Source organism: Consotaella salsifontis (genome assembly GCF_900167365.1).
Classification (GTDB): domain Bacteria; phylum Pseudomonadota; class Alphaproteobacteria; order Rhizobiales; family Rhizobiaceae; genus Consotaella; species Consotaella salsifontis.
On the sequence record NZ_FUXL01000003.1, the window covers coordinates 405,446 to 425,143 of the forward strand.

At 64.2% G+C, this 19,698-nt stretch carries 20 protein-coding genes; 9 read left to right on the forward strand and 11 right to left on the reverse strand.

Annotation, left to right across the window (positions count from 1 at the left end; translation table 11 throughout):
* Window positions 1-181 precede the first annotated feature (181 nt).
* Both folP and folK read left to right on the forward strand, forming a co-directional pair.
* A complete protein-coding gene (gene folP, locus B5D38_RS06060; RefSeq protein WP_078707481.1) occupies window positions 182-1,036 on the forward strand; it encodes a dihydropteroate synthase in 855 nt (284 codons plus the stop codon).
* The gene (gene folK / locus B5D38_RS06065; protein ID WP_078707482.1) at window positions 1,036-1,551 is read left to right on the forward strand and encodes a 2-amino-4-hydroxy-6-hydroxymethyldihydropteridine diphosphokinase; all 516 of its coding nucleotides are present in this window, start codon (window positions 1,036-1,038) and stop codon (window positions 1,549-1,551) included. The genes folP and folK overlap by 1 nt, the downstream gene beginning before the upstream one ends.
* 12 nt (window positions 1,552-1,563) lie before the next feature.
* On the opposite strand, the gene B5D38_RS06070 is transcribed toward folK, so the two are convergent.
* The 4 genes from B5D38_RS06070 to B5D38_RS06085 all read right to left on the reverse strand — a co-directional run bounded on the left by B5D38_RS06070 (window position 1,564) and on the right by B5D38_RS06085 (window position 5,341).
* Window positions 1,564-2,094: a hypothetical protein gene (locus tag B5D38_RS06070; RefSeq protein WP_078707483.1), complete on the reverse strand. Its 531-nt coding sequence runs from the start codon at window positions 2,092-2,094 to the stop codon at window positions 1,564-1,566.
* Window positions 2,095-2,185: 91 nt separating this feature from the next.
* The gene (locus B5D38_RS06075) at window positions 2,186-3,277 is read right to left on the reverse strand and encodes a YcjF family protein (protein WP_078707484.1); all 1,092 of its coding nucleotides are present in this window, start codon (window positions 3,275-3,277) and stop codon (window positions 2,186-2,188) included.
* Window positions 3,274-4,725, reverse strand: a complete 1,452-nt coding sequence (locus B5D38_RS06080; protein ID WP_078707485.1) for a YcjX family GTP-binding protein — start codon at window positions 4,723-4,725, stop codon at window positions 3,274-3,276. Before B5D38_RS06080 ends, B5D38_RS06075 begins: the two co-directional genes overlap by 4 nt.
* Before the next feature lie 88 nt (window positions 4,726-4,813).
* Window positions 4,814-5,341, reverse strand: coding sequence for a SixA phosphatase family protein (locus B5D38_RS06085; protein WP_078707486.1), 528 nt, complete (start codon window positions 5,339-5,341; stop codon window positions 4,814-4,816).
* A 287-nt stretch (window positions 5,342-5,628) separates the two neighbouring features.
* Here B5D38_RS06085 and dksA point away from each other — a divergent pair, with 287 nt between their 5' ends.
* Window positions 5,629-6,048: an RNA polymerase-binding protein DksA gene (gene dksA / locus B5D38_RS06090; protein WP_078707487.1), complete on the forward strand. Its 420-nt coding sequence runs from the start codon at window positions 5,629-5,631 to the stop codon at window positions 6,046-6,048.
* Between the two features lie 90 nt (window positions 6,049-6,138).
* On the opposite strand, the gene B5D38_RS06095 is transcribed toward dksA, so the two are convergent.
* Complete coding sequence (locus B5D38_RS06095; RefSeq protein ID WP_116002590.1) at window positions 6,139-7,776, reverse strand: FliO/MopB family protein; 1,638 nt, start codon at window positions 7,774-7,776, stop codon at window positions 6,139-6,141.
* A gap of 443 nt (window positions 7,777-8,219) precedes the next feature.
* Between B5D38_RS06095 and cckA the strand changes: the two genes are divergently transcribed.
* The gene (cckA, locus tag B5D38_RS06100; RefSeq protein ID WP_078707556.1) at window positions 8,220-10,724 is read left to right on the forward strand and encodes a cell cycle histidine kinase CckA; all 2,505 of its coding nucleotides are present in this window, start codon (window positions 8,220-8,222) and stop codon (window positions 10,722-10,724) included.
* An 82-nt stretch (window positions 10,725-10,806) separates the two neighbouring features.
* On the opposite strand, the gene B5D38_RS06105 is transcribed toward cckA, so the two are convergent.
* Complete coding sequence (locus tag B5D38_RS06105) at window positions 10,807-11,016, reverse strand: hypothetical protein (protein ID WP_078707488.1); 210 nt, start codon at window positions 11,014-11,016, stop codon at window positions 10,807-10,809.
* 90 nt (window positions 11,017-11,106) lie between these two features.
* Here B5D38_RS06105 and B5D38_RS06110 point away from each other — a divergent pair, with 90 nt between their 5' ends.
* Entirely contained in the window at window positions 11,107-11,679 is a 573-nt protein-coding gene (locus B5D38_RS06110) for a GNAT family N-acetyltransferase (RefSeq protein WP_131829872.1), read from the forward strand.
* A complete protein-coding gene (locus B5D38_RS06115) occupies window positions 11,676-11,945 on the forward strand; it encodes a hypothetical protein (protein WP_078707490.1) in 270 nt (89 codons plus the stop codon). Before B5D38_RS06110 ends, B5D38_RS06115 begins: the two co-directional genes overlap by 4 nt.
* Here B5D38_RS06115 and B5D38_RS06120 read toward each other — a convergent pair.
* The gene (locus B5D38_RS06120; protein ID WP_078707491.1) at window positions 11,897-12,922 is read right to left on the reverse strand and encodes a LysR family transcriptional regulator; all 1,026 of its coding nucleotides are present in this window, start codon (window positions 12,920-12,922) and stop codon (window positions 11,897-11,899) included. The genes B5D38_RS06115 and B5D38_RS06120 overlap by 49 nt on opposite strands.
* A 109-nt stretch (window positions 12,923-13,031) precedes the next feature.
* On the opposite strand from B5D38_RS06120, the gene B5D38_RS06125 reads away from it, so the two are divergent.
* Entirely contained in the window at window positions 13,032-13,385 is a 354-nt protein-coding gene (locus B5D38_RS06125) for a helix-turn-helix domain-containing protein (protein WP_131829873.1), read from the forward strand.
* Between the two features lie 779 nt (window positions 13,386-14,164).
* Here B5D38_RS06125 and B5D38_RS06135 read toward each other — a convergent pair.
* Window positions 14,165-14,566: a hypothetical protein gene (locus tag B5D38_RS06135; protein WP_078707494.1), complete on the reverse strand. Its 402-nt coding sequence runs from the start codon at window positions 14,564-14,566 to the stop codon at window positions 14,165-14,167.
* Window positions 14,567-15,159: 593 nt separating this feature from the next.
* Between B5D38_RS06135 and rnk the strand changes: the two genes are divergently transcribed.
* Both rnk and B5D38_RS06145 read left to right on the forward strand, forming a co-directional pair.
* A complete protein-coding gene (gene rnk, locus B5D38_RS06140; protein ID WP_078707495.1) occupies window positions 15,160-15,576 on the forward strand; it encodes a nucleoside diphosphate kinase regulator in 417 nt (138 codons plus the stop codon).
* Window positions 15,577-15,799: 223 nt separating this feature from the next.
* Complete coding sequence (locus B5D38_RS06145; protein ID WP_078707496.1) at window positions 15,800-16,624, forward strand: DMT family transporter; 825 nt, start codon at window positions 15,800-15,802, stop codon at window positions 16,622-16,624.
* 55 nt (window positions 16,625-16,679) lie between these two features.
* On the opposite strand, the gene B5D38_RS06150 is transcribed toward B5D38_RS06145, so the two are convergent.
* Genes B5D38_RS06150 through B5D38_RS06160 form a run of 3 tightly spaced genes read right to left on the reverse strand, consistent with a single transcriptional unit; the run spans window position 16,680 to window position 19,626 of the window.
* On the reverse strand, window positions 16,680-17,435 hold the full coding sequence (locus B5D38_RS06150; protein ID WP_078707497.1) for an ABC transporter ATP-binding protein: 756 nt from the start codon (window positions 17,433-17,435) through the stop codon (window positions 16,680-16,682).
* Entirely contained in the window at window positions 17,429-18,496 is a 1,068-nt protein-coding gene (locus B5D38_RS06155) for a FecCD family ABC transporter permease (protein WP_078707498.1), read from the reverse strand. Before B5D38_RS06155 ends, B5D38_RS06150 begins: the two co-directional genes overlap by 7 nt.
* Window positions 18,493-19,626, reverse strand: a complete 1,134-nt coding sequence (locus B5D38_RS06160; protein ID WP_078707499.1) for an ABC transporter substrate-binding protein — start codon at window positions 19,624-19,626, stop codon at window positions 18,493-18,495. The genes B5D38_RS06155 and B5D38_RS06160 overlap by 4 nt, the downstream gene beginning before the upstream one ends.
* Window positions 19,627-19,698: the final 72 nt, after the last annotated feature.

Sequence of the window (19,698 nt, forward strand, 5' to 3'; positions counted from 1 at the left end):
GGCCGTTTCACCTTATTGAGCGAGACGCTGTCGATCAGAATCGACATGTCGCGCCAATGCTTTGGTTCGGAACGGTGATTTTCCAGACCTCATGCGATACTTCACCGTCGTGATAAGGATCGCTTGGCCGCGCGTCGGCTTTGCCGCCGGCCCGGTTGATCGATTTCGTTGGAGATCCGTCATGTCCCTTGATCCGTTCGCGGCCCGCTCCTGGCGGGTCGGCCACAACAGGACGCTCGAGCTTGGCCCGAGGAGCCATTTGATGGGCATCCTGAACGTGACGCCGGACAGCTTTTCCGACGGCGGGCGATATTCCTCGGTCGAGGCTGCCGTGGATGCGGCGCTGGCCATGGTGGAGGAGGGGGCGACGATCATCGATGTCGGCGGCGAATCCACCCGACCTGGCGCTTCGCCGGTCGACGAGGGCGAGGAGCAGCGGCGCGTCCTGCCGGTCGTCGAACGCTTGGCGCAACGATCCGATTGCCTGATCTCGGTGGATACCTACCGCGCCTCAACCGCGCGTCGCGCGCTCGAAGTGGGGGCGCATATCGTCAACGATGTGTGGGGTGCCCAACGGGAGCCGGATATCGCGGCGGTCGCGGCCGAGTTCGGTGCCGGCCTCTGCCTCATGCACACCAGCCGCGAGCGCGAGGTTCTCGACGACGTTATCGAGGACCAGCGCCTTTTCCTTGGCCGTTCCATCGAGATCGCCAGGCGCGCCGGGGTCGAGGACGCGGCGATTGTTCTCGATCCGGGGTTCGGCTTCGGCAAGGACGCGACAACCAATTTCCGCCTTCTCTCGCGGTCCGGCGAACTCGCCTCCCTTGGTTTCCCGCTTCTCGCCGGCACCTCGCGCAAGCGCTTCGTGCGGGCGGGGTTGAGGAACGAGCTGGCGGAACAGGACGTGGCCACGGCGGCGACCAGCGTCATTCTGCGCGAGAGGGGCGCGGCGATCTTCCGGGTTCACGATGTCGCGGCCAATCGCGCGGCACTCTCCATCTGCGATGCCATGCTGGCGGCGGGCAGGGGGCGGTGATGCAGCGCGTTCACATCGGTCTTGGCGGCAATCTCGGCGATCCGCGCGCCGCGATGGCCATGGCGCTGGCCATGCTCGACGGGAGAGGCGATACGACGCTGGTTGCGGTGTCGGCGCTCTATGAGACGCCACCCTGGGGAAAGACAGACCAGCCGCCGTTCCTCAATGCCTGCGCCTCTCTGGATACGGCGCTGGAGCCCGAGGCACTGCTCGATGCCTGCTTGGAAACGGAGCGGGCATTGAAGAGGGAACGGACGGAGCGTTGGGGACCGCGCACCCTCGATGTCGATCTTCTTGACTGGTCGGGCCGGGAGATCGCCACGGAGCGGCTGCATCTGCCTCATCCAAGGGCAAGCGAGCGGGCCTTCGTACTGGTACCGCTCGCCGACATCGCGCCAAAGCTCGTTCTGGCTGGCAGGACCGTCGAGGACTGGCTCGCCGCGACCGACACCGCCGGCATCAGGCGCATCGCGCCTGAAGGTTGGTGCAGCGGCGAGTCGCGGATGCCAGGTTAAGATGTAGCCGGATCAGTTCAGGGAGGATTGCTGAACCGACCCTTCGGAGCGCGTCAGGCTGAGGCCGATCACCGGCACGAGCTGATTGGCCACGTGGACCGAGATGGTGATGTTCATCTTGTCGTGACCGTCGAGCCGCGCGATCATGGCGCCGGAAAGCTGTTTGCGGTCGAGGCCGACCACGATCTTGTCGCCATCGACATTGCCCGAGATGATATCGAGCCCCTTGCCCTCGGCGCCGTCCAGGAATGAACCCTTGTAGCTCTTGCCGGTGCGGATGACCTTGGCGGACATGGGCTGTCCGAAAAGTCCGACGCGGCAGGTTCCCTCGAGTTCCATGCCGGCGGCGTTGGCCGGCGTCTTGCCGGCGAGGTCGCAGACGAACTTCGTGCCCTCGTATTTTCCGGCGACGATCTGGCCCGGACCCGTCCAACGGCCGGAGACGTTGCGGAAAAACGTCTCGTCCTGGTCTGCCTGCGCCGGGGCGGCGGCGAGAAGCGCGCCAAAGGCTAGGGCAACACCGGCAGCAAGGATGCGGGGCATGGGCGAACCTCAAGGTCGGCAACGAAGTGGGCCTGACGTTTATCGCCTGTAAGGGTTAATGCATCCTTGCTGCTGCGACCGCCTGCCGCGCTCAGCGCTCCTCCGGAACCCGATTTCCGCGTTCGGATTTTTTCTGCAAAGCCGCGAGATCGCTCATGAAATCGCCGATCCGGGGGCGCGGCGCGCGCAGAAACGGCATCGGCCGACAGAGGTCGACTGCGGCAATTCCGACACGCGCGGTCAGAAGGCCATTGACCACACCTTCGCCAAGTCGGGCCGAAAGCCGCGCCGCCAGCCCGTGGCCCACCAGCTGCTGAACAAGGCTGTCGCCGACGGCGATGGACCCCGTGACGGCGAGGTGGGCGAGAACGTCGCGCGTCAGGCGCACGAGCCCGATCGCGCCGGGACGCGCGCCATAAAGCTCCGACACCTGACGGATCAGCCGCAGCGTCTCGATGAAGACGAAGGAAACATCCACCAGGGCGCGCGGGCTGACGGCTGTGACGACGGAGACCCGCTTGGCCGACCCCAGCACGAGTGCGCGGGCCCGGATGTCGAGCGGCACCAGCAGTTCGCGCTCGGCAACGATGATCAGATCGCGCCCGTCCATGACATCGCCGCGCCAGGAGGAGAGGCGGGCGCGGCCTTCGGTCGTCTCCGGCCGATCGGACAGCAAAGAGACCAGGCCGTCGACCACGACCTCGGCGTCCGGCAGGAGATCTGCCTCGTAGGCGGCGCGGGCGGCGCGGCGTTCCCGGTCGACAGCCGAAAGGCGCATCAGGCCGACCGTCTCCCTGATGAGAACCCCCAGCGCCCCCACGACGAGAAGCACCGCAAGGGCGGCAGCCACCCAGCCGAGCCATTCCGCGCGGGCGAAGAGATCGCGGATCAGACTGTCTATGGCGAGACCGACTGCGAGCGAGAACAACGCGCCAAGCGCCCCGAGAAATATCTTGCCGAAGCCGATGCGCCGCTTGCGCGAGACGGCCGGCGGCGCATCGAGCGCCGAAAGCTCCTCGTCCGCCGCCTCCTCGGGATCGAGCGTCACGGCGGCGAGATCGGCGATGGCGCGCGGGCTGCGAGGAGGCGCAGGGATTTCCGAAGTCGCGCGCGGCACGAAATCCTGTTCTTCCGAGGAGGGGCCGATATGGAAGGCGCCGGGGCGGCGAGGCGGATGGGTCATGCGAGGTAATCCCCCAACAGGAACTCCAGAGCGCGGTCGAGGCGGATGTGGGGCAAGGAGAGGGTCAGCCCCTCCGCCGTGCGCTCCAGGCGAGGGGGGCGAAAGCGCACGAAGTTGACGGGCGCTTCGGCATCGACCGGGCGCTCGGCAAAGACCAAGCCCGGATCGGCAGGAAGATCGCCGGGGAACACGGCGGTTTCGATCCGCCCGTCGAACGTTTCTCCGGCGATCGTCTCGCCGGCCATGGGCACGCCGACGATGACCGGCAGCTTATCGCCATGGTCCTCGATCGTCGCTTCCCGTGTGGCGCGGACGGCGGCCATCGCCAGCACATGAACCTCGGCTCGGGAGAATCGCGCCCGCTGTATGGCGCTGTTGACCAGACGCTGGACGATCGCCTCCAGACGCGGGTGGCTCTCGCGGTGCAGATGATCCGCCTTGGTCGCTGCCACCAGGATACGGTCGATCCGACGCGTGAGCAGGGAGCCGAGCCAGCTGGCCCGTCCAGGGCGGAAGCAGGCGAGGATATCGGTGAGAGCCGTCTCCAGATCACGCACCGCCTCGGGACCGGCATTGATCGCCTGGAGAGCGTCGATGAGGAGAATCTGGCGGTCGAGCCGGGCGAAGTGCTCGCGGAAGAACGGCTTCACCACGACCGATTTGTAGGCCTCGTAGCGCCGCTCGAGAACGCCGGCGAGGGAGCTTCTGGAATAGGCTTTGCCGGGATCGAGAACGAGAGGGGCGAAGGTGAGGGCGGGAGAGCCCTCGAGATCGCCCGGCATGAGAAAGCGGCCGGGCGGCAAGGTCGATAGCGCCGTGCGGTCGCCCCGGCAGGCGGTGAGATAGGCGGCGAAGGCGGCATGGAGGGCCTGCGCGCGTTCCGGGTCCGCCGGCGCCGCCGGGTCGGTCGCGTCGAGAAGCGCCAGGAAGGGACCAGCCATGTCGCGGCGCGAAGGGGTGCGCGCCCGCTCGATCGCCTCGCGCGAGAAGGTCGCGAAATCCTTGTCGATGAGAGGCAGGTCCAGAAGCCATTCGCCCGGATAGTCGACGATGTCGATGGCGAGGCGCCCCCGGGAAAAGAAGCGCGACCAGCCCGACGCCGACTCGTAGTCGATGGTCAGCCGGAGCTCCGAGATCGCGCGGGTCGATGCCGGCCACTCGCGCCCTTCGAGCATGGTGCGGATATGATCTTCATACTGGAAGCGCGGAACGGCGGCGTCCGGCTGCTCCTGAAGGTAGCTCCCGGCGATGCGACCCTCGGCCTGGGCCGAGAAAAGCGGCAAGCGTCCATCGTGCAGCAGGTTGTGGACGAGCGCGCTGATGAAGACCGTTTTTCCGGCGCGGGAAAGGCCGGTGACACCAAGTCTGATCGTGGGACTGAAAAAGCCGCTGGTTCGATCGGTGATATTGTCGAGGGCGATCCGCGCCTCGTCGGCAAGAGAGGGCATGGCCGGCTGGGAGACTCCTCGAACTCAACGATCCGGCATGGGATATAGGTGCGGCCGGCTGTGCCCGAAAGAGCGGTGGAGACTTTGCCTAGAAAGCGCCCGAGTTCTTTTTCGGCCGGAAGAGCCGCGTCAGCCACCCACCTCCGGTGGCGATTTCGGCAAGTGGCACGTCGAATTCGATGACGGCGAGAGCCGCGGTCGGAAAGCCCTTCGCCAGCTTGGCCATGGCCTTTTCATCGCCACCGCTCGCAAGGGATCGGGCAAAGGCGTGGGTCATAGGGTTGTGGCCGACCACCAGCACCGCCTCGCTGCCATGGCTACGCACTGCCTGAAAATAAGCCTCCATCCCCTGAGAGTAGAGCGTCGCGATCTCGTGCTCGTCCGGCATGCCCTGCAGGGCCGGGCGAATCAGTTCCAGGGTCTGGCGCGTGCGCTTTGCTGGCGAACAGAGAATGCGATCGAATCGATACCCAGCCGCGGAAATCGCGCCCGCAAGTTCCGCGCAAGCCAGACGCCCCTGCTCGTCCAACGGCCGCTCGATGTCGGAAATGCCCGCGCCGGGCGAGGCGTGGGCATGGCGCAGCAGGAAGACTCGGGGCTTTTTCTGGTCGCTCATAGGCTTGATTTAGGCCCTATCGGCAGAGGATTTCGAAAACTGCCGCGATCGCGGCCCGTGGCGTCATCCTATATGCAAGTTTCGCACCATGTTAAACGCGCTTTAACGCGCAGCAACGCACTGTCATTTCCGCGTCACTCTGCCCGATTAATTGGCACCCGCGAAAGCTCAAGGATAACGCGGGCTTACTTGATGTCCTCCTGGAGGCGGCGCCCCGTCGAACGCGCTTGTTCCAGCTGAAATCCATCGCTATAAGCTCGACCTTGCCGGGTAATGGAGATTGCGACATGAGCAACATTCTTGAGAAGGAAGCGCTCTTCGCCGAGGACGACAGCTTCATGAACGAGCGGCAGCGCGAGTATTTCCGACGCAAACTCCTGGATTGGAAAAACGAGATTCTGCGCGAATCACGCGAGACGCTGGAAGCGCTCGCCAACGACAATTCCAATCTTGCAGACATTGCCGATCGCGCGTCGTCGGAGACGGACAGGGCGATCGAGCTCCGCGCCCGCGACCGCCAGCGCAAGCTGATCTCCAAGATTGATGCCGCGCTCGAACGCATCGAAGACGGGACCTACGGCTATTGCGAGGAGACGGGCGAACCCATCAGCCTCAAGCGGCTCGATGCGCGTCCCATCGCGACCCTTTCGCTGGAGGCCCAGGAGAGGCATGAGCGGCGGGAGAAGGTCTATCGCGACGAGCAGTAGGCCTCCTCAGTCAATTACTTTCATCACGCAATTCTCCACCGGGCGCCCATGGCGCCCGGTTTGCGTTTGATCTTGGTGTGTGGAGGAAACTCAGCGCCGCTCGGGAGGCTGATCGAGGGTGAAGTCCCCGAGAAGAGCCTCCATCTCCTCTTCCAGCGACATGCGGTGCGGCGCCGACGCCTCTTTCTTGGAAGGAGCGGATTCACGCGGAGCGGGATCGTCCAACGCCGGGGATTGCGCGCGCTCAGCCTCGATCTGCGGATGCGGCTCGATCGATGCGGGTCGCGGCCCGGTGGAGCTTGGGGACGTCTGTCGGGAACCGGCGGTGTCTTCTCCGAAGAGGTTCGCCAAGTCGGAGCGAAGAGTGCTGGCGAAGTCCACCCGCCGCGGCGCCTGTCCTCGGGGCGGCTCAACGGAAGGCACGGGCGCGGCCGTGGAGGAGGAAAGACGGGCTTGGCGTACTGCTTCAGAAGTCGCTTCCGCGGGCTCCTGCCGAGTGGCGCGAACGGCGGGGGCGGCTGGCGATGGTGCTTGCGGCCGGGCGGGAGGCGTTACTGCCGAAACCTGCGGAGCAGGGGAAGGCGCGGGGGCGGCCGGCTCGGTCCTGGTCTGCTTCTCCTGAACGTTCGTCACGAAGCTCCGGACCGAAAGCGGCCCACGGCCTCTGACGTCGGGCTGTGGCGCGCCTGCGCCTTCTACCGCCGGGAGGGAGATATCGCGCCCCGACACCTCGGGCGCCCACGCGGGCTCGACGCGGCCGCGCAGCATGCCGTAGGGCAGGTCGAGGTCCTCCGAAGGCGACGAAGCGGGCTTGGCCGGCTCGTCTGCCGAGGATGTTTGGCTGTCCGGCGAGACTTCCGAGGAGGTCTGGGACGAGCTGGAGGACGGCGCGGCTACCCGGGTGGCCGCGCGCTGCGGCCAGGTCGGTGTCGCGAGTGGTCTTGGCGGGGCGGCCGGTCGGGGTGGCGAAGCAGCCTCCTGGGCGTGCAGGGGCTCGGGAGCTGCGACGGCAGGAGCCTCCGGCGCCCAGTCGCGCCGCGCCTGATCGCCGCGCTGCTGCACGGGGGAAGGCCGTCTCCGTTCAGGCTCGACCGAAGGGCTCTGGCTCATCGGCTCGCGGGCGGCTTCCCGTTCTGGCGCGGCCTCTTCGGGCTGTTTGGGTGCTGCCTCCTCCGGCGAGGCGAACACGGGCCATTCCACGGCGACGGTAGGGGTTTCCGCCGGAAGGATCGTTGGCGTCGGGGCCTGTTCGGCCGGCTCTGGCTTTCTCGCGCGGCGGCCTTCGCCGGTGGCCGCCGGCTGACCTTTCAGCCGCGCAGGCCTCGGCACTCCCTGGGGCGCTGCGGATGTGGCGGCAATCGGTTCGAAGACCGAGCCATCTGACTGCTCATCGAAGGGCGATGGGGCGGAGGAGGTGCGTGCCGCGCGCACGGCTTTCCCGATCCCGCCTTCCACGACGATATCCGTCTGGCCCCCGACGAGAATGAGGTGCTCGACATCGTCGCGTCGGACCAGCACGAGCTTGCGCTTCGGGTCGACGCTGGTGACACCGACGACGGCAAGGCGCGGCAGATGGCCTTTGCGCCCCGGTCTGAGGCTGCCGGAAGAAACCTTGCGAGCAGCCCATAAGGACACGAGAACAAGCGCGATGACGATGACCGCGGCCATCAGCACCGAGACGAACGGCGCGAGACTTTCGGGAACCAGTCCTTGAACCCAGGCGCTCATCGTCTCAATTCCCTATTGTCGTTCCACAAGGCATGGAGCACACCGGCCATGGTTTCTGTTCGTCGGCACGCTTCCTGGATCGGACGGTGAGCCCGACTCGTTGAGCATTTGGGGCATTTGCCACGATCCGCAATCGGTGTAGCGAGGACTGAGAGCCGAATACAGGGGTGGGACATAGTTTCTCTGGCGCTGCGAAAGACCTTGGGTTTGGTTCACGGCAGATTGCCCCGCAAATGAGCCGGTGCAGACGCTTGCGCGGCGAGCCATCGCGCGTCGCGGTGGTGGCGAGCGCATGTCCGAGATCATGGCACCAATGTGCCGCGTTTGCTCAGACTTGGTGATGGACGGTCGGGGGCACTCGCTTTGCACCAGCTTTTTGGTCCAGAATGGCGGTCGGCGCGGCGGCCTCGAATCGGAGTTTCATGAACGTGGTGGCGGATGACATGAGCGACAGGCCTCTGGTGGACCGGAGCGCAAGTGCGAGCGGCATCCGCCGGCTTCTCATCCTCGGCGGATTCGTGCTCGTGCTTGGCGCGGGGCTGGCGCTCGCGGGCAACGCGTTCGGCGGGCTCGCGCTGCTGGCCGTGTTCGCGCTTCTCGCCATGGTGGGCCTGGTGGCGATCTTCGCCCTGGCTCTCGGCCTTGTCCAGCTTGGCAGCCGGTCGGCCGATGCCGGCATCTCGCGCGATTATCTTGATAGCCTCGCCATCGGCACGCTGATCGTGGACCGCCGCGGCCGCATCATCTACGCCAACCGCGCCTATGGCCAGACGACCGGCGCGACCGGCGCGGGCGACGTAAAGGGCATCGAGCGCCTGTTCGCCCGCGAGCCTGATGCATCGGAGCAGATCTATCGCCTCGCCAGCCTTGCCCGCGACGGCCGGGCAGGGCAGGAAGAATTCCGTCTTCCGCGCCCGCTCGCCGGAAGCGACGGCGATCCGCGCTGGTACCGCGTCTCCGTTCGTCCGCTCCTGCGCCGAGGCGGGGCCCTGGTCGCGTGGCAGATCGCCGACATCACGGCGGAGCGCGAGAAGGAAGAGACCTTCTTCAAGGATCTTCAGCACGCCATCGACTACCTCGATCACGCACCCGCCGGCTTTTTCTCCGACGATCGCCGCGGGCGTCTCGTCTACATCAATGCCACGCTCGCCGATTGGCTGAAGATCGACCTTGCCTCCTTCCTGCCGAAGACGCGTTCGCTGCGCGATTTCGTGGCCGAGGATTCGCTTCCGCTCCTCGGATCGGATCTTGAAACGAGCGAGGATGCCGGCCCCAAGGTGGTCGACCTCGACCTCATCACCGCGGACGGCCACCGTCTCCCGGTTCGCCTTCTGCGCTCCATGGGGCGGGCCGAGGACGGCGCGGCAGGGCTTAGCCGCACACTGGTGCTGAACCGAAGCGTCGATTCGGGCGGTGCCGATGCGTTGCAACTGGCCGAAGTCCGCTTCACTCGCTTCTTCAACTCCTCACCCATGGCGATTGCCGCCCTGGATGGGGCCGGCAAGGTGCTGCGCGCCAATGCCGCCTTCGCGAAGCTCTTCGGCCTCACCGACGGCGGCGACCTTCTGTCGAGCCTGCGCGAGGAATACCAGAGTGCGCTGCGCCAGGCCCTCGCCTCCGCCTCGCGCGGGGAGGCGGACATCACACCCATCGATGCGGAGCTCGCCGGCGACCAGACGCGCATGTTGAAGCTCTACATGAGTGCCGTTTCCGACGTCACCGGGGAAACGGGCGAGGTCTCCATCCTCTATGCCGTCGATATCACCGAGCAGCGGGCGCTGGAGGAGCAGTTCGCCAAGAGCCAGAAGATGCAGGCGATCGGCAATCTCGCCGGCGGCATCGCGCATGACTTCAACAACGTCCTCACCATCATCACCGCATCCGTCGACTTCCTGCTGCTGAACCACCGCACCGGCGATCCGTCCTTTCAGGACCTGCTGCTGATCAAGCAGAGCGCAAACCGCGCGGCGGCCCTGGTGCGCCAGCTTCTGGCCTATTCGCGCCGCCAGACCATGCGGCCGAAGATGCTGAATCTGACGGACGTTCTCGCCGACAACCACCTGCTGCTGCAGCGCATATCCGGCGACCTGGTGAAGCTCGAGCGTCACCATGCTCGCGATCTATGGCCGGTGATGGCCGATATCGGTCAGTTCGAGCAGGTGATCACCAATCTCGTGAAGAATGCGCACGACGCCATGCCGGAAGGCGGTACGATTACCATCTCGACGCGCAACGTTCCTGCCACGGAGGTGAAGTCCTTCGGCTATGCCGAGATGGAGGACGAAGATTTCGTCCTGGTCGAGGTGGCCGACTCCGGTACGGGCATGCCGGCCGACGTTGCCGAGCGCATCTTCGAGCCGTTCTTCACGACCAAGGAAATCGGCAAGGGCACCGGCCTCGGCCTGTCGATGGTCTACGGCATCATCAAGCAGTCGGGCGGCTTCATCTTCGTCGATTCGCGCATGGGCGAGGGCACGACCTTCCGCATTTTCCTTCCGCGCCACATTCCGAGCGCCATCGAGGCGCCGCGCGCCGAGGGGGCGGCTGCCAACGGCACGAAGGTCGATCTGTCGGGCACGGCCTCGATCCTGCTGGTCGAGGACGAGGACCAGGTGCGGGCCGGCAACGTGCGCGCCCTCAAGATGCGCGGCTACGACGTTCACGAGGCGGCTTCGGGTTCCGAAGCGCTGGAGGTGATGGAGGAACTCGGCGGCAAGATCGATCTCGTCGTGTCAGACGTGGTCATGCCAGAGATGGATGGGCCGACGCTGCTACGCGAACTGCGCAAAGCGCGCCCCGATCTCAAGTTCATCTTCGTGTCGGGCTATGCCGAGGACGCCTTCGCCAAGAATCTGCCGGAGGGCGAGAAGTTCGGCTTCCTCGCCAAGCCGTTCAGCCTCCGCGATCTCGCCATCGCGGTGAAAAGCGCGCTCGAAGAAGACGGCTGACCGCCGTTGCGCGATCAATACCTCACGGGCGTTCCGGCTGGCGCGTGCGACCGTGCGCTCGCGCCGCCTGTCTATGAACGGCCTACTGACCCGGAGCCGTCACCGGCACCGCAAGGCTGAGCGCGTCCAGCGCTTTTTTCCGGTCTTCAGGCGGCAGCGCCGAAACGCCCTCCCGCACGTCGTCCAGCACGGCGGCCAGATCGCTTCCGTGCCGACTGGTCGCAGCCAGAAACAGCGAGTTCAGGATGGCGACGCCGGGGCTCTCCCCATCGGTTCGGCTGGAGTTCAACATTTTCGTTCAATCGCTCTCACATCTTCGCTGTTTGCGATGCCCCGCAGAGTGCCTAGCCTTCCATCCACGCAAGTATTCAGGAGAGCGGCGATGGAGTCGAGACCTAAGGCCCACGGAATCAACGACCTACGTGTCGAGATCGTGACCACTCAGGAGCAAATGCTCCATACTTTGGCCGTGCGCGCCATCTGCTTCATGGAAGAGCACGGATACTCAGCCTACCAGACTTTCGACGGCAACGACTTCCAGGCCACGCACATCAACGTCTATGCCAATGGCGAGCCCGTCGGCTCCGCGCGGCTGCGCTGGTTTCGCGACTTCGCCAAGATGGAACGCACGTCGTTCCGCAAGGCGTGGCGGGGCGGCGAGATCCTGAGGCGTTGCTCTGACTTCGTGTTCGATCATGTCGCGCGCAAGGGCTACGATCGCCTGATCACCCATGCCCAGCCAGGCTATGCCCGTGTCTGGCGCCGCTATCTCGGGTTCGAGCTGGTGGATGGCAAGGAGCCGCTCCTCTTCGACGGCCATGGCGAGCCTTATGTCGAATTGGTGAAACATCTCGACGTGCCGTCCAACGCGATCACAACCGACGCCCCCATGTCCACGCTGTTCCGCATCGAAGGCCAGTGGGACGAACCCTCCCAGTTTGAGGCAAGATCATGAAGTCATTGGCCCTCATTGTCGAAGATGAGCCGGCTTCCGTCGATTGTCTTATGGAAAACATCCGTAACGTCGTTCTCATTCACGAAGAGATGATGAAGAAGCTCTTCGCGGATGGCGCGCCTCTGCCGCTGATGATGGGAGAGCTTTTGGAGGACGTCGGAAACACCTATCTTCGCTACGCCGACGAGATCAGCCAGCGCTATCGCGAAGAGACGGACTACACGTTGAAGAGCTGCCGGAAGCCCGCGTCGGCGTTCTCGCACTGACTACGCAGGACCATCTTCTCCCCAAACCACGGATTATCGCGCCCGAAGACCTCGGCCAGCCACTCGAACACGAGTCTGACAGGCTTTGACTGTAGCCGCTCGGTCATCGCGGCGATGCTCATCGGAATTCTGATGCGCACGTCGAGATCGAGCGGTACAGCCGCCGGTTCGATGGCATTGTAATTTGCCAGAAGCGCAATTCCGACGCCTGCCTTGGCCACTGCGCCATAGGTGAACATGTTGTCGCAGTAATGGGCGATGCGACCGTTGGCGATAAGGTCGAGCCAGGAATCCCACACGCCGGTTCGCGCAGCATAGAACTCGCTTTGAACGAAGGCGTGTTCATGCGCGTTTTGGCGCGTCGGCACGCCATAAAGATCAATGTAGCCGCGCGACGCGAACGGCAGGAAATGCAGAAATCCCGCCGTGCGCAACGTCACGTCGGACGGTGCGACGTGCGCGAACCCCACCATCATGTCCGTGGCGTTCTCCCGCAGCGAGATCAGGTTCTCAGGCGACTTGATGTGAACCTGGATGCGAGGGTGACGCGCGTTGAACTCCAGCAGCGCCGGCGCCAGAAAGATCGCGGCCAACCCGTCGGTGACGCTGACGCGCACGATGGCCGCTTCCTGTGACTGTTCGGACTGTAGGTCGTTGCGCAGCGAATAGAGGAACTGGTCGAGGCGCGCGCATGCCTCGGCGACCTCCTTGCCGCGCGCAGTGAGCTGAACGCCGCGTTGGGTACTGATGAAGAGTTGCGCGCCCATCATGTCCTGAAGGCGCTTTACACGTCGGCTCACCCTAGGTTGCGACATGTTTAGAATTTCGCTGGCCTTGTTAAATGACTTGGCCTTTGCCACCGCGAGGAAGATACGCAGCTCTTCCCAGAAAGCATTACTTAGGAGTGTGTCGTTTTCCAGGAAGGACCTGTTTAACGATCTTTGTGCAGCTTCAAAGGGAGTGATGGTGTCCGACATGCTTCCTGTTGTATCATCCGCATCGTGAAAGTGGTAAACGGTTTTGCAACCGGCCGTGGGCTGCGGCGATTCGCTCCGCGGTAATGTATGCGTCCTCAGGTTTATTCAGATGTCCATCGAACTGGAAATCGATCGTCATGTCGGCCGGCAGCTTCAGCAGGTTCGCCGCCGCAAGAAGGTCTCTCAGACTGAACTCGGTAATGCCATTGGCGTTACCTTCCAACAAGTACAAAAGTATGAGAAGGGTATCAACCGAATTTCTGCATCGAAATTGGTGTTGATTTCCAATTTTTTGCAAATTCCCATCGCTTACTTCTTCGAAAATTGTCCTGGTCTCGATGACGAGGAAAGCGCGAGGCCGGTTGTGGTCTTCCGTGAGCCGCAACAGATCGCCAATCTCGCGCCTGACGTGCGATCGGCGTTTCTGACGTTGGCCGAGGCGGTGCATCGCGCCCGTCGCTGATGAAGCACGGATGTCGATTCGCGCGCCAATCGGGGGCTTTTGCCGCTCGTGGCGCCGAAACAAGTTCGTGATCGCCTTCGGCACGGCTTGGGAAGGTTGAAGCAAAGTGCGGACGATTTTCTCGGCCTTTGTTGTAAGTCCAAGTTAAGCCAAAGCGTTGGCGGTGTCTGTCGATCCTGTCGGACTGTTCGGGGCGGACCCGCGTTCCTCTTGGGGTTCGTAGGCTCCGTCAGGCAGCCCGCAGGAACCGGTGACTTCGCCATTGTCGTGTGTGCGGGAAACGAGCTGAACCTCGGCCTGCCGCGCGTCTTTCATGTCTGGTGAGATGTTAGGTCCTCGAATGGTGAGCCAGAGCCATTCGGGGCGCTTTCGCTCGCGCTCTTTTTCGCGAGGGCGCGACGTCACCTTCGTGAGCATCGGTTAGCCGCCGTGGCGATCGCAACCATCGGATTGGGGGGGGCGGCATGAGCCGCCGCGAGGCTGCGGCGGCTCTGTGCGGCAAAGGGGATCAGCCGAGCTTCAGCAGGACCACGCCACCGAAAATGACGACGATGATCCCAAGAAAGAGAAGCCAGCTCATCCAAACCGAGCGGATATGAGTGTGTTCCTTGAAGTTCTGATCCATTGGAAAGGTCTTCCAAGCGGTGCCATGGCGGCCCATTTCTCTGGGGCGCTTCACGGCGAGCCAAACGCGCGGCATGGACGCGCCCCATCAGAAGGGGCGGCGCTCAGCAGCGGAAGTGGGATTGTGATGGTGGAAGAACGCGTCGTTGACGCTGCTATGCCCGTTGCGGCGGAGCGCGCGCCCAGCAATGGGCCACGGTTTCGTGGGGCAGCGCCACACGTCCCGCCCGTTCCACTGAACGGCTAATCGCAACCGGCTGCGGCAGGGCGATGGCCGGGCGAAATACTGCCTTGGAGCCCGCCGAGGGAGATGAGCCGGCTGGCCCGTCGCGGCGGTCCACGCGGCCGAGCACGAACTGCGCGCTCAAGGAGCGCAATTGATCGCCGGAGCGGGGATCGAAATTGTGGGTGAGGCTCGTTAGAGCCCAAACGGTCTCAGGCGTATCCGGCAGCGCTTGCCGGGAGGACGTCTGGACGAGCGCGACAGCGAGCGCGACAAGGGCGAAGGCCCAGGCCATTGGCGCGAGCTTCCGACGGATGTCAGCAGACGCGGCCATGCGGAGGCTCTTTCGCGTGCGAGGTTTCGGACTTCAGGAAAGCGACAATATCATCCCGCGGTTGGCGGCGACAGTGCGCCAACGGCTCATTCTGATAGGGCGAAGATCGATGTCAGGCAGGTGCCGTCGGTTCGAAAGGGTGGGCCCGAACCGCCGACGCGCCTTATGCGCCAAAGCCTGTCAGCAGCCGAGAATGCCCGCCTCCGGCCTCGACTGCGCTTGACCGTTGTCAACTTATTGGCGGCACGGCTGCCGGGGTGCGCTTGGCTGAAAGCGCGGAGGAAGATGGCAAAGCTTGCTCCCGTCGATGCAAAAGTGTGCGCCTGGACCACCGCTTGACACGCGGAGCCGCCCGCAGCATGGTTGCCGGATCATGACCGAGCTCTTCGTTTCCACTATCGTGCGGATCTGTCCCATCGCGGACCTTTAGCCACGGCTCGGTCGCGTCGCGTCCTAGCCGTGGGACGTCGACGCGCTTCCCCAATATGCGAAGCGCTGTCGTGGAAGCGACACTCACCTCCACTGAATGAAATTGGCCGCGACGATGCCAAAGATGCATCCGTGCTCGTCGGCCCGACAGAGAGGAACCAGCCATGGCTCCGGCTCCCGCTAGAAAGCGCCAACGCTCCCCCTCGATCACCATCGGCCAGTCGGATCACGACAGGCTGTCGCGGCTGGCTGACACCTATGTTTCGCCCAATCCCGAGGTCATCGATCGCCTTCTCGTGGAGCTCGATCGCGCGCGCGTCGTGAAGGATGAACGGGTCGCTGCCGACGTTGTTCGCATGGGCTCAACGCTGCGCTTCACCACCGACCTCGGAGAAGACCGGCGCGTGACGCTGGTCTTCCCTGGACAGGCGGACATCGCGGAGGGAAAGGTATCGATCCTGACGCCGATCGGTGCCGCCCTTATCGGCCTCTCGACCGGCCAGTCGATCGACTGGACCGCGCGCGACGGACGCGTTCACCGCCTCACCGTTCATGGGGTCGAGGCTCCCACCGCGATCTAGCGGTGCTGGGCGAGACGTCGTCGCTCAGTTTCGATGCTGATCGTGCCGAATTTGGAACCGCGCCAGTGGCCGGTTCCGAGGCGCAGCAACAGGCTATGGGCGATAGGGCGCGGCGGCGGCATCACCAGAAGTTTGAGAATTCACCCAGAGGTTCATGATGTCCAGAAGCATTCCTTCCGCCAAAGCGGAAGGATGGTCCGAGTTTGGCCAAGGACTGGTTTGGATGACGCTGAGCATGGCGTCATTCATCGGCATGTCGATCGGGTCGCGAGAACTCGCGGCCACTTTGTCGATCCGCCAGGTGCTGTTCTTCCGCGCCTTGATCGGTCTCTTGGTGATTCTGGCGCTCGGCCGGTCTCTATGGCCTGAAGTCAGGCAGATGAAACGGCTCCGGCTGCATGTCCTGCGCAACGTCGTCCACTTTACCGGTCAGTATTTCTGGACGATCGGCGTCGTGATGCTGCCTTTGGCCTCGGTGTTCGCACTCGAGTTCACCATGCCGATCTGGGTGGCGTTCTTCGCCTTGCTGTTCCTCAATGAGCGTCTGACCAAGCCCCGCATTCTCGCAACTATTGGCGGATTTCTTGGCGTTCTCGTGATCGTCCGCCCGGGCGTCGGCATGGTCGATCCTGCTGCGGGCTTGGTGCTGGTCGCGGCCGCCGCGTACGGGCTTTCGTTGATTTTTGTCAAGCAGCTGACAGGCTACTGCTCGCCGGGCGCTATCGTCGCATGGATGATCGTCATCCAGCTGCCGCTCGGCCTCGTCGCGGCCCTCACCGACTGGCGGGAGGTCCATGTTACGGACATCCCATGGATGCTCCTGGCCGGCGTCGGCGCGCTGAGCGCGCATTTCTGTCAGGCGCAGGCGCTGAAGCGGCTGGATGCTTCGGTCGTAATGCCGATCGACTTTCTGAGGGTGCCTCTTGCCGCAATCGTGGGATATCTTGCCTATAAGGAAGGGATCGACCTGTGGGTCATTCTCGGCGGCGCCGTCATTCTCTTCTCGAATTATCGGGCGGTGATGGCGGAGCGAAGGCAGGTCTGCTGATGCGCCAATGGCAAAAGCCCGCGCCGTCGGAACGTCTTCGTGCCAGCACGCCCCTTCAGGCGGCGGTGCTGTCGACGATCAGCACGGGCCGCCCGCGCGAGCATTGCTCGACCCTTGCCTCCACCCGGTAAACGTCGCGCAGCATCGCGGGCGTGATGACGTCGGCGGTCGGCCCGCCGGCCCGCATTCGGCCGTTCGCGATGACGATCGTCTGGTCGCAGTAGCGCAGCGCGTGGTTCAGGTCGTGCAGCGCAATCAGGACGGCCATGCCAGAGGTCGCCGCGCGCCTCTGCATAAAGGCCAGCACCTCGATCTGGCGATAGAGATCGAGCGCCGAGGTCGGCTCGTCCATGAGCAAAACCTCGGGCTTGCGCACCAGCGCCTGGGCGATGGCGACGAGCTGGCGCTGCCCGCCGGACAGCTCGCCGAGCTCGCGGAAGGAGAGGGACTGGATATCGAGCGCGCGAAGGATCTCGTCGATCCCGATCAGCTCCTCGTCTCTCACTCGCCAACCCGAGCCTTGCTTGGCGGCGAGGAGGATCGATTCGTAGACCGTCAGGACCGCGTTTCCGCCGGTGTCCTGCGGCATGTAGCGAATCGCGTCCTTGCCGCTGGTCGCGCCTGTCAGATGAACGGTGCCAGGGCCCGCCAACAGCCCGGCGATCCGCTTGAACAGCGTCGACTTGCCGGCAGCGTTCGGCCCGATCACGGCCGTCAGTGAGCCGCCCTGCAGGAAGTCCGTCGCGATGCCCGAGAGAATCGTGTGCTTGCCGTAGGACGCGCCGATATCTTCGAGTGCCACCGCTACCATGCGCGCCTCCGGCTGCCGAAGATCAGGACGAAGAAGAAGGGAACACCGACGAGGGCGGTGATGACGCCGATCGGCAGGATCGCCCCCGGCAGGATCGTCTTCGAAACGACCGACGTCACGGAAAGGAGCAGCGCGCCGCAGAGGATGGAGGCGGGCAGGAAGAATCTCTGATCCTCCCCGACCAGCATGCGTGCCATGTGCGGGCCGACCAGCCCGACGAAGCCGATGGTTCCCACGAAGGACACCGGGATCGCCGCGAGCAGGCTGATCGTCAGCATGGTCTGAAGCCGCAACCGCCGGACGTTGACGCCGAAGCTGGCCGCCTTGTCCTCGCCGAGGCGAAGCGCCGTCAGCGCCCAGGCCTGCCGCGCGAAGAGCGGCACGGTGAGGACGAGCACCGCCGCCGTGATCCACACCTTCGGCCAGGTCGCCTTGGTGAGACTGCCCATCGTCCAGAAAACGACCGCCGCGAGCGCCTGCTCGGAGGCAAGATATTCGAGAAGCGACAAAAGAGCGTTGAAGGTGAAGACGAGGGCGATGCCGAGAAGCACGATCGTCTCGACCGTGACGCCGCGCATGGTCGAGGCGAAATGGATGAACAGGGCCGCCGCCATCGCCATCACAAAGGCGTTGATCGGAACCATATAGCCAACGGCGAGAGGAACCAGCGCCGTGCCGGCGACGAGAGCCAGCGCCGCACCGAAGGAGGCGGCGGCGGAAATGCCGAGCGTGAAAGGGCTGGCCAGCGGATTGGCGAGGATCGTTTGCATCTGGGCACCCGCCACGGACAGCGAGGCGCCGACCGTCACTGCCATCAGGGCAATGGGCATGCGGATGTCCCACACGATCACCCGAAGCTGGTCGCTCACCTGATCCGAACGAAAGAGCGAATCGAGGACCTCGGAGATCGTATAGTTCGCGGGGCCGAGCGCCATGTCGACGCAGACGCTGGCGAAAAGGGCGGCGCAGAGGGCGGACAGGAGCGCGATGCGCCGAAAGGCCAGGGCGCGATAACGCTCCCGGCCCTCTCGCATTCCTGCGTGTGCGGCAGCGATGGTCATTCGCCGTCCGTCAGCGAAACGAAGTAGCCCGGCTTGTAGTCGAGGGGCAGAAAGCGGGCGTGCAGTTCCTTGAAGGTCGCCTCGGGGTCAAGATCGCGGAAGAGATCGGGGTGCAGCCACTTGGCCATCTCCTGGATCGCCACAAACTGGTAGGGATTGTTGTAGAACTGGTGCCAGATCGCGTGGACTTGGCCGTTCTTGACGGCCTTGATTCCGGTGAAGGCGGGACGCTTCGTCAACGCCTCGAGCTTCTTGCGGGCAAGCGCCACGTCGGCGCCGTAGCCAACGCCGACCCAGTCGCCGCCGGGAACATAGCCCTCCCAGTTGCCGCCGGTGATGATGACCTGATCGGGGTTGGAAGCGATGATCTGCTCGGGGTTCACGGTGCCGAAGGTGCCGGGGATGATGTCCTTGGCCATGTTGATGCCACCGGCGATCTCGACCATCTTGCCGAAGTTCTCGTCGCCGAAGGACATGCAGCAATCATCGGAATAGCCGCCGGCGCGCTCCATGAAGACCAGCGGGCGCTTTGGCTTCTCCCGGTCGAGCACGTCGGTCACGGCCGCGATGCTCTGCTTGCGGAACTTGATGAAGTCCTCGGCGACCTCTTCCTTGCCGAACAGCTTGCCGATCAGGCGCATGGAGGGCTCGGTGTTGACCATCGGCTTCTCGCGGAAGTCGACATAGACCAGCGGTATGCCGACCTTTTCCAGCGTTTGGATGTAGCCGGCCTCCTCGGTCGCCGTCTTGGCGTCCACGTTCATCAGGATGACGTCGGGCTTCAGCGAGACCGCCTGCTCGACGTCGAAGGTGCCGTCCTTCATGCCGCCGAAGGTCGGCAGCTTGGCGATCTCGGGGTATTTCTCGAGGTAGGCCGCGTAGGTCTCGGGATCGGCCTTGGCGAGATCGTCGCGCCAGCCGACGACGCGCTTAAAGGGAGCTTCGCGATCCAGCGCGGCGACAAAATAGATCTGCCGGCCCTCGCCGAGGATGACACGTTCCACCGGCGTTTCCACTTTCACCGTGCGGCCGGTCACATCCGTGACCGTGACGGTCTCCGCCAAGCCAGGACTGGCGACGAGAGTGATGGCGGTGGCGGCGATGGCGGCAAGAAGCCGAGTAACGCGCATGGTCCATTTCCCCATGATGTTTGACGCCGCGTTATTCGATTTTATGACTTGGCCGGTCAACAATTATCTTTT

What these genes read in the sequence shown, in the direction of transcription:
- B5D38_RS06080 (WP_078707485.1), bottom strand. Translation starts at nt 4,725, where the DNA reads ATGCCCTCTCTTGCCGACGAGGCGCGGATCGCCCTCGACAATATCACC.
- dksA (WP_078707487.1), top strand. Translation starts at nt 5,629, where the DNA reads ATGAGCAACATTCTTGAGAAGGAAGCGCTCTTCGCCGAGGACGACAGC.
- B5D38_RS06110 (WP_131829872.1), top strand. Translation starts at nt 11,107, where the DNA reads ATGGAGTCGAGACCTAAGGCCCACGGAATCAACGACCTACGTGTCGAG.
- B5D38_RS06155 (WP_078707498.1), bottom strand. Translation starts at nt 18,496, where the DNA reads ATGACCATCGCTGCCGCACACGCAGGAATGCGAGAGGGCCGGGAGCGT.
- folK (WP_078707482.1), top strand. Translation starts at nt 1,036, where the DNA reads ATGCAGCGCGTTCACATCGGTCTTGGCGGCAATCTCGGCGATCCGCGC.
- B5D38_RS06145 (WP_078707496.1), top strand. Translation starts at nt 15,800, where the DNA reads ATGACGCTGAGCATGGCGTCATTCATCGGCATGTCGATCGGGTCGCGA.
- B5D38_RS06085 (WP_078707486.1), bottom strand. Translation starts at nt 5,341, where the DNA reads ATGAGCGACCAGAAAAAGCCCCGAGTCTTCCTGCTGCGCCATGCCCAC.
- B5D38_RS06095 (WP_116002590.1), bottom strand. Translation starts at nt 7,776, where the DNA reads ATGAGCGCCTGGGTTCAAGGACTGGTTCCCGAAAGTCTCGCGCCGTTC.
- B5D38_RS06135 (WP_078707494.1), bottom strand. Translation starts at nt 14,566, where the DNA reads ATGGCCGCGTCTGCTGACATCCGTCGGAAGCTCGCGCCAATGGCCTGG.
- B5D38_RS06115 (WP_078707490.1), top strand. Translation starts at nt 11,676, where the DNA reads ATGAAGTCATTGGCCCTCATTGTCGAAGATGAGCCGGCTTCCGTCGAT.
- B5D38_RS06105 (WP_078707488.1), bottom strand. Translation starts at nt 11,016, where the DNA reads ATGTTGAACTCCAGCCGAACCGATGGGGAGAGCCCCGGCGTCGCCATC.
- folP (WP_078707481.1), top strand. Translation starts at nt 182, where the DNA reads ATGTCCCTTGATCCGTTCGCGGCCCGCTCCTGGCGGGTCGGCCACAAC.
- rnk (WP_078707495.1), top strand. Translation starts at nt 15,160, where the DNA reads ATGGCTCCGGCTCCCGCTAGAAAGCGCCAACGCTCCCCCTCGATCACC.
- B5D38_RS06125 (WP_131829873.1), top strand. Translation starts at nt 13,032, where the DNA reads ATGTCCATCGAACTGGAAATCGATCGTCATGTCGGCCGGCAGCTTCAG.
- B5D38_RS06150 (WP_078707497.1), bottom strand. Translation starts at nt 17,435, where the DNA reads ATGGTAGCGGTGGCACTCGAAGATATCGGCGCGTCCTACGGCAAGCAC.
- B5D38_RS06160 (WP_078707499.1), bottom strand. Translation starts at nt 19,626, where the DNA reads ATGCGCGTTACTCGGCTTCTTGCCGCCATCGCCGCCACCGCCATCACT.
- B5D38_RS06070 (WP_078707483.1), bottom strand. Translation starts at nt 2,094, where the DNA reads ATGCCCCGCATCCTTGCTGCCGGTGTTGCCCTAGCCTTTGGCGCGCTT.
- B5D38_RS06120 (WP_078707491.1), bottom strand. Translation starts at nt 12,922, where the DNA reads ATGTCGGACACCATCACTCCCTTTGAAGCTGCACAAAGATCGTTAAAC.
- B5D38_RS06075 (WP_078707484.1), bottom strand. Translation starts at nt 3,277, where the DNA reads ATGACCCATCCGCCTCGCCGCCCCGGCGCCTTCCATATCGGCCCCTCC.
- cckA (WP_078707556.1), top strand. Translation starts at nt 8,220, where the DNA reads ATGAGCGACAGGCCTCTGGTGGACCGGAGCGCAAGTGCGAGCGGCATC.